This window comes from Arthrobacter sp. MMS24-S77, assembly GCF_054888235.1.
On sequence record NZ_JBTZRN010000001.1, the window covers coordinates 1,484,870 to 1,498,809 of the forward strand.

Consider the following 13,940-nt stretch of genomic DNA (forward strand, 5'->3'; position numbering starts at 1 on the left):
AAATCCCCGGGGCGTTCCCCGGGGATTTGTCAGTGCGACGATAGGCCGGCGTTTAGGCCTTGGCGTCAGCGAGCTCGCGAGCCTCGTCAGAGACCTCGGGAGACTCGGTCTCGGCCGCGAACGCCTTTCCCTTGCGAGGCGCGTTGTAGAGCGATTCGTCCAGGATGCCCTGGCGCTTGGCGACGATGGCGGGAACCAACGCTTGTCCGGCAACGTTGACAGCCGTACGGCCCATGTCAAGGATCGGGTCAATCGCCAGGAGAAGTCCGACGCCGGCGAGCGGCAGCCCCAGCGTGGACAGGGTCAGGGTGAGCATGACGACGGCGCCCGTGGTGCCTGCAGTTGCCGCGGAACCAAGGACGGAAACCACCACAATCAGCAGGTACTGGCTGATGTCCAGGTTGACGCCGAAGAACTGGGCCACGAAGATCGCGGCAACGGCCGGGTAAATCGCTGCGCAACCGTCCATCTTGGTTGTGGCGCCCAGCGGCACGGCGAACGAGGCGTAGCCCTGGGGAACTCCGAGGTTGCGCTCCGTGACGCGCTGCGTGAGCGGCAGCGTGCCGATCGAGGAGCGCGAGACGAATGCCAGCTGAACGGCGGGCCACACGCCCGAGAAGTACTGCTTGACGGACAGCCCATGGGTCGTGACCAGGATGGGGTAGACCACGAACAACACCAGGGCGAGGCCAACGTAGATTGCCACGGTGAACTTGCCGAGCGAGCCAATGGTGTCCCAGCCGTAGACGGCCACAGCGTTGCCGATCAGGCCGATGGTGCCCAGCGGGGCGATCCGGATGATCCACCAGAGGACCTTCTGGATGACGGCCAGGGCTGAGGCGTTGAGGTTCAGGAACGGTTCGGCCTGTTTGCCGACCTTGAGGGCCGCGACTCCGACGGCGATGGCGATAACCAGGATCTGCAGCACGTTGAAGCTGACCGAAGTGCTGGCGACGCCGTTTGTGACGGTGGTGTTGGCGCCCAGCCCCAGGAAGTTCTTCGGGAACAGGCCGGTGAGGAATGCCCACCAGTCGCCGGTGCTTCCGGCATACTCGGCCTTCTTGGTGATGCCCGTACCGGCCCCCGGCTGCAGGAGGACGCCTAGTCCGATGCCGATCAACACCGCGATGAGCGAAGTGATAGCGAACCAGAGCAAGGTGTTCCACGCCAGTTTCGCCGCATTGGACACTTGGCGAAGGTTCGCGATGGAACTCACCACGGCGGTGAAGATCAAGGGCACGACGGCGGTCTGCAGCAGCGAGACGTAGCTTGAGCCGACGGTCTGCAAGGTGGCACCGAGCCCGTTGGGAGCCGCCTTAGTGCTGCCGGTGGCCTTGGCCAAAAGACCGAGCGCCAAGCCGATCACCAGGGCCGCGATGATCTGGACGCCGAAGGACGTTGCCCACTGAGGAAGCCGGGACGCAGTCTTTCCGGCGGAAGTCGAAGTGTTGGATGAATTGCTCACCGGAATAAACTAGGCCCGCACAAATACCACCGCGACCCGAGGTTGAGAAATGTTACGAGAACAATTTCGACCCACTATCAAAGAAGCCCGCGAATTCGCCGTCAATCCACCCATTTATGAAGTTATTCCCGGACGGAATGTGGGGAATGTCTCGCGCGGCCCAAGCCATCTAACTCGCATTTGTTGTCGTTTTGAGCCTCCAAAACGACAACAAATGCGAGTCAGTTGGGTTACCCCAGCAGCGCCCGGCGAAGCGTATCCAGACCAACAGAGCCGATGTTCAGCGCATCCGTGTGGAAGGACTTCAGGTCGAATCCGTCGCGGCGTTCGAGTTCAGCCCGGATTTCTTCCCATAGCCGCTGCCCCACTTTGTAGGACGGAGCCTGGCCCGGCCACCCGAGGTACCGGGTGAATTCGAACTGGAGCTGGCCTGCGCTGATGGGAAGGTTGGCCTTGAGGAATTCGAAGCCCTTTTCCGAGGTCCAGGTGCCGCTGCCCCAGCGCTCCGGTACCTGCAGCTCGAGGTGGACGCCGATATCGAACACCACTCGGGCCGCACGCATGCGCTGCATGTCCAGCATGCCCATGTGGTCGCCCGGATCCTTGAGGTAGCCGAGTTCCAGCATGAGCTTCTCGGCGTAGAGGGCCCATCCTTCGCCATGTCCGGAGACCCAGCAGACGTTGCGTCGCCAGTTGTTGAGGAGCTCGCGACGGTAGACGGCGGTGGCCACCTGGAGGTGGTGACCCGGCACCCCCTCGTGGAAGACCGTGGTGGTCTCGGCCCAGGTGGTGAAGGTGTCTTCGCCTGCGGGGACGGACCACCACATGCGGCCGGGCCGGGAGAAGTCGTCAGAGGGACCCGTGTAGTAGATGCCGCCTTCGTCCGTGGGCGCGATACGGCATTCGAGCGTCTTCATGATGTCCGGGATCTCGAAGTGCACGTCGGCCAATTCGGAGACTGCTCGGTCTGAGAGTTCCTGCATCCAGGCTTTGAGGGCGTCAGTGCCCTTGATTTGCCGCGCGGGATCGTTGTCCAGGATCGCTTTGGCTTCCTCGATGGACGCGCCCGGCTTGATTTGCTCGGCTACCCGTTCCTGTTCGGAGATGAGCCTGTCGAGTTCCTGCACGCCCCAGTTGTACGTTTCTTCCAAGTCCACGGTTGCTCCGAGGAACAAACGTGAGGCCAGCGCGTAGCGTTCGCGGCCCACGGCGTCCTTTTCGGGGGCGAAGGGCAGGAGCTCTGTTTCGAGGAAGGCGGCCAGGCGCGCGTAAGCGGAACGCGCGACGGCGGCACCGGCGTCGAGCCTTTCCTGCAGTGCCGCCGGCAGGGGCTGGCCATCGATGGCGGCTTCGGAGGCAAGCTTGGCGAAGAAGCCGTCTTCGGCGGCGTATTTGCTGGTCTGTTCGATGACGATCTTGACTTGGCGGACGGCGGAGACCTTCCCTGCGTCCCTGGCGGAACGAAGGGAAGCGATGTACCCGTCGATCGCTTCCGGGACGTTGGCCGCGCGGCCCGCGATGTGCTCCCAGTGTTCGGCGGTGTCGGTGGGCATGAGGTCGAAGATCGCGCGGATGGTTTGGGCGGGAGACTCGATGTTGTTCAGGTCCGCGGCGTCCCAGCCGGTCCCGTGGATCTCGAGCGCCAAACCGAGCCGTTCGCGCATCGCGTCAAGGGTGATGACGTCGGAGGCATCCACGGGCTCGAGCGTGGCTAGCTCGTCGAGGGTATCGCGTGCTGCCTTGGCGAATGCCGCCGCGCCCACGGGCGAGAAATCCTGGTACTCGGTTTCGTGTCCGGGCAGGCCGAGGGTGGTGGCGAGGCTCGGGTTAAGGGCAAGGAGGGTGTCCGTATAGGCGTCGGCGACTGCATCGATGGCAGTCTGGAGGCGTGCCGGAGCTGTGTTAGGAGTAGTCACCCCACGAGCCTAACCGCGACAGCACTCTTGTGAAAGGGTTGTTGCAGAAGGCCCCCACAGTAGGGGCCTCCGCCTGGGCCCATGCTACCGAGGGGCCCCAGACGAGCCTGCGAGTCTGGGGAGGTAGTGGGGAGGGTTCCCTGGCCGAGCGGAGCGAGGTTAGGGAGGCGGTGGGGATTTAGCCGCGGCTGCGCTTCCAGGCGCCCGGCCCCGGCGTGGGTTCCAGGCGCAGTTGCTGCCGCCGCAGCCAGTGGCGCGTGCTGGGTGGCGCGGTTTCGGCTTCCTCCGGCGCTTCGAGGGAGGCGACGACGGCGGCAAGCGCCGCGAGCTCTTCCGGCGTCGGGTTTCCCTTGACCACCGAAAGCAACGGCTCGGCTGGCCCCACGTCAGTGGAATCAGGCCCGGAGTCTGAAACGTTCTGTTCGGCGCTCACAGGGGGATGTTTCCGTGCTTCTTGGTGGGCAGGCTTGCGCGCTTGTCGCGGAGGGCGCGGAGACCCTTGATGATCTGAAGCCGCGTCTCCGACGGCGCGATGACGGCGTCGACGTAGCCAAGCTCGGCTGCTTGGTAGGGGTTGAGGAGTTCTTCCTCGTACTGGCGGATGATCTCGGCACGCTTGGCTTCGACGTCGCCGCCGGCCTCGGCGACGGCGGCAAGATCGCGGCGGTACAGGATGTTGACAGCGCCTTGGGCTCCCATGACGCCGATCTGTGCCGTCGGCCAGGCCAGGTTGAGGTCGGCGCCGAGCTTCTTGGAACCCATCACGATGTACGCTCCGCCGTAGGCCTTGCGGGTGATAACCGTCAGCTTGGGCACGGTGGCTTCGGCGTAGGCGTAAAGCAGCTTGGCTCCGCGGCGGATGATGCCTTGGAATTCCTGGTCCTTGCCGGGCAGGAAGCCGGGGACGTCTACCAGAGTGATGATGGGAACGTTAAAGGCGTCGCAGTGGCGGACAAATCGGGCGGCCTTTTCCGAAGCGGAGATGTCCAGCGTGCCGGCGAACTGCATCGGCTGGTTGGCCACGATGCCAACTGTGTGGCCCTCGACCCGGCCGTAGCCGATGATCACGTTGGGGGCGTAGAGCGACTGCATTTCGAGGAAATGGGCGTCATCAACGATCTGCTCGATGACCTTGCGCATGTCGTAGGGCTGGTTGGCGGAATCCGGGATGAGCGTGTCCAAGGCGAGGTCGTCGTCGTCGAGCTCTAGTTCTTGCTCGTGCTCCAGGACCGGGGCTTCGGAGAGGTTGTTGGACGGCAGGAAGTCCAGGAGTTCGCGAACGAATTCGATCGCGTCTGCTTCGTCGCTGGCGAGGTAAGTGGAAGTGCCGGTGGTGGCGTTGTGCTGGCGCGCCCCGCCAAGGGTTTCCATGTCCACGTCTTCGCCGGTGACGGTCTTGATGACGTCCGGGCCCGTGATGAACATGTGGGAGGTCTTGTCCACCATTACCACGTAGTCGGTGAGGGCGGGGGAGTAGGCCGCGCCGCCGGCGCAGGGGCCCATGATGAGGGAAATCTGGGGGACGACCCCGGAGGAATGGACGTTGTTGCGGAAGATGTCGGCGAACATGGCCAGCGAGGCAACGCCTTCCTGGATGCGCGCGCCGCCGCCGTCGTTGATTCCCACCATCGGGCAGCCATTGCGGAGGGCGAATTCCTGGACCTTGACGATCTTCTCGCCGTTGACCTGGCTCAGGGAACCGCCGTAGACGCTGAACTCCTGGCTGTAGATGGCGACCAGGCGGCCATCAACGGTGCCGTAGCCCGAGACGACGCCGTCACCCAGCGGCTTCTTCTTCTCCATGCCGAATGCTGTGGAGCGGTGGACGGCCAACGCGTCGAACTCTACGAACGAGCCCTCGTCGAGGAGCATGTCGATGCGTTCGCGGGCTGTGTTCTTGCCGCGGGAATGCTGCTTCTCGATGGCTTCGGGGCCGGATGGTTGTTCTGCACGGGCCTGGCGGTCGCGGAAGTCTGCAATCTTTCCCGCTGTCGTTGTCAGATCGTGGCTCATCAATGTCTCCGGCTCTGTAGCTGATTTACGCTGGCACTGCTTCGTTAGGCATGCGCTCTTAAGTAGCATCCGTACAAAGTGCGGGCCCTGTTGGCTAGTCTAATGACGCAAAAGCCACAGACCGCTGTAGAAACCCTACAATTTTCCGACTTCAAGTCGAGCATCAAGCAATGTTACTCGCGAGTAACATAGTTGGGCTACAGTGTCCTCATGACCTCAAGCAACGACGCTTCTGCAAACCCTGCCCTTCCCTACCAGGCACGTGGATCGCTGAGTGGCCGCACCATCCTGATGTCCGGCGGCAGCCGAGGCATCGGCTTGGCAATCGCCACCCGCGCGGCCCGCGACGGCGCCAACATCGTTCTCATGGCCAAGACCGGAGAACCCCACCCCAAGCTGCAAGGTACGGTCTTCACGGCTGCCGAGCAGCTGGAAGCAGCCGGCGGCCAAGCGCTGCCGCTCGTCGGGGATGTCCGCAACGACGGCGACGTTGCCGCGGCGGTGGCCGCCGCCGTCGAACGCTTCGGCGGGATCGACGTCGTGGTCAACAACGCTTCGGCGATCGATCTCTCCCGTACTGATGCGATTGACATGAAGCGCTACGACCTCATGCAGGACATCAACGTCCGCGGCACGTTCCTGCTGTCCAAGCTCGCATTGCCCGCCTTGCGGACGTCGGGTAATGCCCACATCCTGACGCTTTCCCCGCCGCTGAACCTTGATCCGAAGTGGGCCGGCATGCACCTTGCCTACACCATGGCCAAGTACGGCATGAGCCTGACCACCCTTGGCCTCGCGGAGGAATTGAAGAACGACGGCGTGGCGGTCAACTCCCTGTGGCCCTGCACCCTGATCGACACCGCCGCCATTCGAAACATGCCTGGAGGGGAACAAATCGTCCAGGCGGCCCGGGGCCCGGAAATCATGGCCGACGCGGCCCACGCTGTCCTGACTGGATCGAATCTGAGCGGGGATTCAACCGGCAAAACGGGCAACTTCTACACCGACGAACAGGTACTCACGGCCGCAGGGGTCACAGACTTCACGCCCTACAGCCTGGGTGCCCCGGAGGAGAAGCTCGTGGCTGACATCTTCCTGTAAGCGGACATCTTCTTCCGGGACCAGCGTGGCTGGATAGGATTCTGTCTATGGACGTCGAACAGCCTGCAAGCAGCGAACCACGTGACCCGCGTTTGGGCCTGGACCGCGATGCCCTGATTCACCCCGACTTCCTCGCGGCCGCTGGTATTTCGCAATTGAAGATTGTCGAGACCACAGGTTCCACCAATGCCGATCTTCTGCGTGCCGTCACCACGGAACCCAAGGAATGGGCAGACCTCGCAGTCCTCACCGCAGAGCACCAGACAGCGGCGCGGGGCAGGCTCGACCGCCACTGGGAGTCTCCGGCCCGCTCGGCGATTTCCGTCTCGATCGTCCTGCGTCCCGTCAACGCCCAAGGCCTGCCCGTCGCGACCCAGAGCTACTCCTGGCTCTCCCTGCTGGGTGCGCTCGCCTTGCGGGAGACGCTCCTGGAAACGGCTGGCGTTCCCGCCGAGATCAAGTGGCCCAACGACGTCCTGGTCCGAGGCAAGAAGATCGCCGGTATCCTGGCCCAGATGGGGCCGATGGGGGACGGATCGGTTCCCGCCGTGATCCTGGGTACCGGCCTCAATGTGACGCTCGGCGAGGATGAATTGCCTGTCCCCACGGCGACGTCCCTCCTGCTCGAGGGCGCCACCACCACGGACCGCACCGTCCTCCTCCAGAGCTATTTGTCCCGTTTCGCAACTCTGTACCGCAGTTTCTGCAATGCCGACGGCGACCCCACGGCCGGATTGGCCGGCGGCTCGTCCCTCCACAAGCGGGTGGAAGCTGTCATGGTCACCTTGGGACGCGAAGTGAAAGCCCATCTGCCGGGCGACCATGAGTTGGTGGGGCATGCGTCCAGGTTGGATGAGTATGGTTCCCTTTTGGTGGTGGACCATGGTGGCCGCGAGCACGTGGTGACCGCCGGCGACGTCGTCCACCTGAGGGCTACAGAAAGCGGTTATGCGTAGAGAGCTCCTGCGTGGGGAGCAAGTCATCGTGATCACGCGGCAGCAGCCAAGGATGCTCTTTGGTCCCATCCTGGCATTCATACTGGTCCCCGCTGTGACGGCCTTCGCCTGTGCCTGGATAGTCAAAGGCGGACCGGGCAAGTTGCTTCCCGTCATTACAATCGAGTGGACCCAATGGCTGGTGGGCGCGTGCCTGGCCATTGGGGCGATCGTGCTGCTTGGTTACAGCCTCCCCGCATTCATCCGCTGGCGGGGCATTCGGTACATCCTGACCAGCGGGAGGATAGCTGCCCGATCTGGAATGCTTCGCCGGGGCGACTGGCAGGTGCCCCTGGCTGCGGTGCGCAGCGTGGGGATCAAACAATCGCTGCTCCAACGGATATTGCGCTCCGGGAATATATCCTTGGATACCGGGCACCCCGGCGATGCCGTTCTCGCGGATGTCCCGGAGGTCGGCAAGTTCAGGAGTTTCATCCTGGAAGCCATGGCCGAGCTTCCGGCGAGCATCAGGTTCGGTGATGGAGCCGTGACGGGAGCCGGCGAGTATGACGATTTTGATGGGCCTGGCGGTTACCCGCATGAAGCGTTGCCCTGGGATGTGAGAGAAGGTGGAAGAGATGAGCGTTGACGAGCAGGAACCTGAGTACATGGACCACGAGCCCGACGCCGTGCCCGAACCTTCCGTAGACCCCGCACCTACGGGGGTCCTTCCCGTCGTGTCCCCGCACACCGGGGCCCTGTCATCCGAGCGACTGGCCATCAAGGCGCTCGAAAGCAGGCTGCTGGGCGGCGAACGCAAACTCCGGCGACGTGAAGTTGCTGCCGGCGCAGGTGTCTCCCTGCTGTCCGCCCGCAAACTGTGGCGCGCGCTTGGCTTCCCCAACTTCGGAGACCAGGACGTAGCGTTCACGGAGCGCGACCTCGCCGCGCTGTCCACCATTCTTGACCTTGTCCGTGCCGGAAAACTCACGGAGGAAGCCGCCATTTCCGTGACCCGCGCCATCGGCCAGATGACCGACCGCATGGTGGTGTGGCAGGTGGAGGCGTTGATCGAGGACATGGTGGTGCAACAAGGCATCCCCGACGCCGTTGCACGCAAACAGTTGGTCAATGAACTGCCCAACCTCGTGGACGCCATGGAGGAGATCCTCTTGTACTCGTGGCGCCGCCAGATGAACGCCGGCGTGCAGCGCTTGGCCGTCCGCGCCGAAGCCGGCTTGCAGGCCAGCGAGGCGGGCCGCGAAGGCGATGAAGACGATGCGCCGCTGCCGCTGGCGCGCGCCGTGGGCTTTGCCGACCTTGTCTCCTATACGAGCCTCTCCCGCCGCATGAACGAGAAAACCCTGGCCCAGTTGGTCCAGCGCTTCGAGAACAAATGCGCGGAAATCATTTCCATCGGCGGTGGACGCCTGGTCAAGACGGTCGGCGATGAAGTCCTCTACATTGCCGAGACACCCGCCGCGGGCGCTGAAATCTCCTTGGCGCTCGCCCAGGCCTTCACCGAAGACGAAATCCTGCCCGAAGCCCGCGTGGCCATGGTCTGGGGACGCATCCTTTCCCGGCTCGGTGATATCTACGGCCCCACCGTCAACCTGGCAGCCCGCCTCACCGCGTTGGCGGAACCGGGAACGGTCCTGGTTGATGAGATGACGGCGGCGGCCCTGGGCCAGGACGAACGTTTCGTCCTGGTTCCCCAAACCGCTGAAAACGTCCGTGGCTTCGGGGAAATCCTCCCCGTCCGGCTTGCGCGCGGCCTTGGCAAAGGCCTGGTTCTCGACTGATGAATTCACCCTCCGCAGCGACCGCCCCTGAGCCAGGATTCACGTTGAGCTGTGGCTACGGGACGGACCGTGGACTGATACGCGAGATCAACGAAGATTCGTTGATTGCGGTGGACCGGGTTTTCGCGGTGGCTGACGGCATGGGCGGGCACGAGGCAGGCGAGATCGCCAGCGGGTTGTGCGTACGTACTCTTGGCAGCATGCCGCAATTGGCGCCGGGCGTGCGATCGGTGACGGCCGTCGCCCTGCAGGAGTGCATCGTTGCCGCCGACTCGCGGATCCGGAATGCCACGGGTGGCCGGGCGGGCACCACGCTGTCCGGCGTCGTCGTCGTCGAGCAAATGGGCGTGCCGTATTGGCTGGTCATGAACATCGGTGATTCGCGGACCTACCGCTTGAGCCGGGGGGATTTTAGGCAGGTCAGCGTGGACCATTCGGAGGTCCAGGAGCTCGTGGACGCCGGCAGCATCACGCGTGAAGAGGCCACTGTGCATCCGCGCCGCCATGTGATCACCCGCGGATTGGGTACCGGAGATGCCACCGAGGCCGACTTCTGGTTGCTGCCCATTCTGGACGGGGACCGGATCCTGGTGTGCTCGGACGGTCTCAGCGGAGAGCTGGACGATGAGCATATGTCGCAGATCCTCAGTGCGGTGGCCCACCCCCAGGAGGCTGTAGATGCCCTTATCCAGGCGGCCCTGCGCAGCGGCGGGCGGGACAACGTCACGGCGATCGTGGTGGATGCCAGGATCACGTAGAACGACGCCGGCGGTGCCGGTACTCGCCCATGCCGGCAACGCTTTGGGGGACGGAATTTGCGACACGCCCGGACTTTGTAGGAAGATTCCCGTCAATACCACCCCAACTCCGGGCGGCTGTGCCGTCCTGCAGAGGTAAACATGACCCAACGCTCCTCCGCGCACTCTGGCCGCGCGACCCGTGCCGCTGTGCGACGCCCGTTCTCCGTTGCCCTCGCGGGCATTGCCATGGCCATGGTGATGTGCGCCTTCCCGTTGCTTTCGGCCCACGCTGAGACCATCTTGATTCCTGGCCAGGGACAGGTCACGCCCACCTCCCCGGCCCCCGCACCGACCGAGCCGACGCCGACGCAGCCCAAGGTGGCAGATCCAGTCCCCACCAAGCCACCCGTCGTCGCACCGGCGCCGCCCGCGCCAGCCGCACCCGCGCCCGCGCAGGCCCCCGTTCCACAGATGACCATGGAAACAGAACCCAGCGTCGCGCCGTCGGAGGCTCCGGCAGCTTCCAGCCCGGCGAGCCCTTCGGCAAGCCCGACGACGAGCACCGCTTCGCCGTCGGCGTCGTCCAATTGGGATACTCCTATCCAAGATGGGCAGCTCAAGGCCACCCAGGCGGCTGCGGTCAGCGGCGCCAAAGGGCCGGGTTCGGACATGTTCGGCGTGATTGCCATCATGGGCGGTGTGCTTTTGGTTGCGGCAGGCGGCATAGCCTTCGCCCTGTGGAGCCGGAACCGGTTCTCGCACTGATTCCTGGTTGTCCTCGAGCGGCCTTATTTTGTCGCCGCTTTACGGCAAGATAGGTACGTGAGCACAGCAGAGAGCGAAACCGCAGTTCCAGCCGAATCCGTACGGGAAGAGTACGAAAACCTGGCAGACCTCGTCCGCAAGTATCGCTACGCGTACTACCAGGAAGATGCGCCGACGGTCTCGGATGCCGAGTTCGACTCCCTGTACCGCCGCCTTGAGGAACTCGAGGCTCTGCACCCCGAGCTCGTCTCCAACGATTCCCCCACACAGGAAGTGGGCGGCGAAGTCTCGGCCGCGTTCGCCGCCGTCGAACACCTTCAGAGGATGTACAGCCTGGAGGATGTCTTCTCGCTGGACGAGCTCGAAGCGTGGGTCCGCAAGGCCGAAGCTTCCGTGGAGAAGCTGGGCACAACGGCTTCCCGCATTGCGTGGCTGACCGAGCTGAAGATCGACGGCCTGGCGGTGAACCTGCTCTACCGCGACGGCAAACTGGTTCGTGCCGCCACGCGCGGAGACGGCACCACGGGCGAGGACATTACCCACAACGTGCTGACCATCAAGGAGATCCCGCGCCAGCTCAGCGGCAGCGGATATCCGTCCGAGGTGGAGATCCGCGGCGAAGTCTTTATTCCGTCCAAGGCTTTCGCGGAATTCAACGAGGCCCTGATCGAGGCCGGCAAGGCACCGCTGGCCAACCCCCGAAACGCCGCGGCCGGCTCCCTGCGCCAGAAGGATCCGGCGGAAACGGCCAAGCGTCCGTTGCGGATGTTCGTCCACGGCATCGGCGCGCGCGAAGGCCTCGATTCCACCAGCCAGTCCGAAACATACAAGCTGCTGGAGGAGTGGGGCCTGCCGGTCAGCCCGTACTTGAAGGTCTTGGACTCCTTCGAGGAGGTCCTGGATTTCATCAAGCATTTTGGTGAACATCGGCACGACCTCCTCCATGAGATCGACGGCATCGTGGTCAAGATCGACGACTTCGCCACGCAGCGTGCCCTCGGCTACACCTCGCGCGTGCCTCGTTGGGCCGTGGCCTACAAATACCCGCCGGAGGAGGTCCACACCAAGCTGCTGGACATCCAAGTCAACGTTGGCCGCACCGGCCGCGTGACGCCTTACGGGGTGATGGTACCGGTCAAAGTGGCCGGCTCCACCGTGGAGATGGCCACCCTGCACAACCAGGATGTGGTCAAGGCCAAGGGCGTCATGATCGGCGACATCGTAGTGCTGCGGAAGGCCGGCGATGTTATTCCGGAGATCGTCGGGCCCGTCCTTGCGCTGCGCGATCAGCAGGATCCTCCGGTACGTGAGTTTGTGATGCCGACGGAATGCCCGTCCTGCCATACGCCCCTGGGTCCGGCCAAGGAAGGCGACGTGGACATCCGCTGCCCCAACGCCAAGTCCTGCCCATCCCAGCTGCGTGAGCGTGTCTTCCATGTGGCGAGCCGCGGCGCCTTCGACATTGAGGCCTTGGGATGGGAAGCAGCCATCGCGCTCACCCAGCCCGCGGAGCCGGAGACCCCGCCCCTTCGTAGTGAGGCAGCCCTATTCAGCCTCAACGCGGAGGACCTCGCAGAGGTACGCATCCGGCGTGAGAAGCGCTCCAAGGGCGTAGGCACGGGAACCTTCGAATTGGTGCCATATTTCTACTCCAAGGCCACCGCGAAGACGCCCTCAAAACCCACGGCCACCACGGACAAATTGTTCAAGGAACTCGAAAAGGCGAAGACCCAACCCCTCTGGCGCGTCCTGGTTGCCTTGTCCATCCGGCACGTGGGACCCACGGCGTCGCGGGCGCTGGCTACGGCCTTTGGGAGCATGGAAGCCATCCGGGCCGCCTCCGAGGAAGAGTTGGCCAATGTTGACGGTGTCGGACCCACCATTGCCGCTGCACTCAAGGAATGGTTTGCCGTGGACTGGCACCAGGAAATCGTCGACAGCTGGGCAGCCGCCGGGGTTCGCATGGTTGACGAACGCGACGCCGGCGTCCAGCGGAACCTGGAAGGCCTCACCATCGTGGTGACGGGATCGCTGCCCACGCTGAGCCGCGACGAAGCCAAGGAAGCCATCATCATCAGGGGTGGCAAGGCGGCCGGTTCGGTATCCAAGAACACCAGTTACGTGGTTGCGGGGGAGAATGCCGGCTCCAAGCTGGACAAGGCTGAACAGCTCGGCATTCGCGTACTGGACGAGGACGGCTTCAGGGCGCTCCTCGACGGCGTGCTGGAACCCGCCGGTAGTGCCGGGGACGCTGGGCCGGACGAAGACGCGGAAGATTCAGCCCTTGCAGCAGTGGAAAATGCTGCCGCAGCAGAAAAAGCGTCCGGGTCGGACACGGAAGCTTCCGAATGACGGCCGACGTTTTGGAGCTTCTCGCCGTCGCCCGCGCTGCCGCTGAGGCCGGGGCAGAGGTACTTGCCCGCCGGCCGGCCGGCGGTAACGCAGCAGGGAGTCTCGGCGTCGTCAACAAGGGCGACGCCGGTGACTGGGTGACCTCTTTCGATGTCGCGGCGGAGAACGCGGTGCGGGGCGCCATTACCGCGGCTCGTCCGCACGACACCATCACCGGCGAAGAGCACGGGACTACCCGTCCCGAGCAGCCCAGTGGCTACCGATGGTCCATCGATCCCCTGGACGGCACCACCAACTTCATCCGGAACATTGTCTATTACGCCACGTCCGTGGCCGTTGCGGATGCCGACGGCGTGTGGCTGGCCGGGGTGGTCAACGCCCCGGCCCTCGGACGCGTCTACTCAGCCGCGCGCGGCCACGGAGCATGGCTTGAGGAAAAAGGCCAGCGCACCCAGTTGAGCGGTCCGCTACTAGGCCGGACAGGGCTGATCGTGGCCTCCGGGTTCAGCTACGATCCCGCCACGAGGGCCGAGCAGTTCGCCGGACTCGGGACCCTTATGGAAGGCTTCGCCGATCTCCGCCGGCTGGGGTCCGCCGCGCTGGATCTCTGCCTCGTAGCCGATGGAACCCACGATGCCTTCGGAGAACGCGGGCTCAACGAACACGACTACGCGGCGGGTGCCCTGATCGCCGAGGAAGCCGGTTGCTGGGTCCGCCGCCCGCGGTTGACCAGTCCGCTGGACGGCGGACCCACGGACGCGGACCGCTTGGAGGCTTGGACGTGCGCGGGAACCTTGGAACTTTCAGGCAAATTCCCGCTCTAGCTCCTGCCTTCCCTTGAGGCACCGGAC

At 64.2% G+C, this 13,940-nt stretch carries 11 protein-coding genes and 1 pseudogene; 8 read left to right on the forward strand and 4 right to left on the reverse strand.

The window, feature by feature from the left end; translation table 11 throughout:
- Nucleotides 1–52 precede the first annotated feature (52 nt).
- The 4 genes from ACX5I4_RS06745 to ACX5I4_RS06760 form a co-directional block, all read right to left on the reverse strand.
- Entirely contained in the window at nucleotides 53–1,465 is a 1,413-nt protein-coding gene (locus tag ACX5I4_RS06745) for a dicarboxylate/amino acid:cation symporter (protein ID WP_461835999.1), read from the reverse strand.
- Nucleotides 1,466–1,695: 230 nt separating this feature from the next.
- Nucleotides 1,696–3,381 carry a DUF885 domain-containing protein gene (locus tag ACX5I4_RS06750; RefSeq protein WP_461836000.1) on the reverse strand — a complete coding sequence of 562 codons (1,686 nt, stop codon included), beginning with the start codon at nucleotides 3,379–3,381 and terminating at the stop codon, nucleotides 1,696–1,698.
- A gap of 178 nt (nucleotides 3,382–3,559) precedes the next feature.
- A complete protein-coding gene (locus ACX5I4_RS06755) occupies nucleotides 3,560–3,814 on the reverse strand; it encodes an acyl-CoA carboxylase epsilon subunit (RefSeq protein ID WP_461836001.1) in 255 nt (84 codons plus the stop codon).
- Nucleotides 3,811–5,394, reverse strand: a complete 1,584-nt coding sequence (locus ACX5I4_RS06760; RefSeq protein WP_461836002.1) for an acyl-CoA carboxylase subunit beta — start codon at nucleotides 5,392–5,394, stop codon at nucleotides 3,811–3,813. The genes ACX5I4_RS06755 and ACX5I4_RS06760 overlap by 4 nt, the downstream gene beginning before the upstream one ends.
- 210 nt (nucleotides 5,395–5,604) lie before the next feature.
- Between ACX5I4_RS06760 and ACX5I4_RS06765 the strand changes: the two genes are divergently transcribed.
- The 8 genes and pseudogenes from ACX5I4_RS06765 to ACX5I4_RS06800 all read left to right on the forward strand — a co-directional run bounded on the left by ACX5I4_RS06765 (nucleotide 5,605) and on the right by ACX5I4_RS06800 (nucleotide 13,913).
- Complete coding sequence (locus tag ACX5I4_RS06765) at nucleotides 5,605–6,495, forward strand: SDR family oxidoreductase (protein ID WP_461836003.1); 891 nt, start codon at nucleotides 5,605–5,607, stop codon at nucleotides 6,493–6,495.
- A gap of 47 nt (nucleotides 6,496–6,542) precedes the next feature.
- Nucleotides 6,543–7,451 (forward strand): biotin--[acetyl-CoA-carboxylase] ligase, encoded by a 909-nt coding sequence (locus ACX5I4_RS06770; RefSeq protein WP_461836004.1) that lies wholly within the window; start codon nucleotides 6,543–6,545, stop codon nucleotides 7,449–7,451.
- Nucleotides 7,444–8,079: a PH domain-containing protein gene (locus ACX5I4_RS06775; protein ID WP_461836005.1), complete on the forward strand. Its 636-nt coding sequence runs from the start codon at nucleotides 7,444–7,446 to the stop codon at nucleotides 8,077–8,079. Before ACX5I4_RS06770 ends, ACX5I4_RS06775 begins: the two co-directional genes overlap by 8 nt.
- Complete coding sequence (locus ACX5I4_RS06780) at nucleotides 8,069–9,232, forward strand: adenylate/guanylate cyclase domain-containing protein (protein WP_461836006.1); 1,164 nt, start codon at nucleotides 8,069–8,071, stop codon at nucleotides 9,230–9,232. Before ACX5I4_RS06775 ends, ACX5I4_RS06780 begins: the two co-directional genes overlap by 11 nt.
- Nucleotides 9,232–9,987 (forward strand): annotated as a pseudogene (locus tag ACX5I4_RS06785) (PP2C family protein-serine/threonine phosphatase); the annotation flags it as partial. The gene ACX5I4_RS06780 and the pseudogene ACX5I4_RS06785, both read left to right, overlap by 1 nt.
- Nucleotides 9,988–10,131: 144 nt before the next feature.
- Nucleotides 10,132–10,737 (forward strand): hypothetical protein, encoded by a 606-nt coding sequence (locus ACX5I4_RS06790; RefSeq protein WP_461836007.1) that lies wholly within the window; start codon nucleotides 10,132–10,134, stop codon nucleotides 10,735–10,737.
- A gap of 57 nt (nucleotides 10,738–10,794) precedes the next feature.
- Nucleotides 10,795–13,089: an NAD-dependent DNA ligase LigA gene (gene ligA / locus ACX5I4_RS06795; protein WP_461836008.1), complete on the forward strand. Its 2,295-nt coding sequence runs from the start codon at nucleotides 10,795–10,797 to the stop codon at nucleotides 13,087–13,089.
- Nucleotides 13,086–13,913: an inositol monophosphatase family protein gene (locus ACX5I4_RS06800; protein WP_461836009.1), complete on the forward strand. Its 828-nt coding sequence runs from the start codon at nucleotides 13,086–13,088 to the stop codon at nucleotides 13,911–13,913. The genes ligA and ACX5I4_RS06800 overlap by 4 nt, the downstream gene beginning before the upstream one ends.
- Nucleotides 13,914–13,940: the final 27 nt, after the last annotated feature.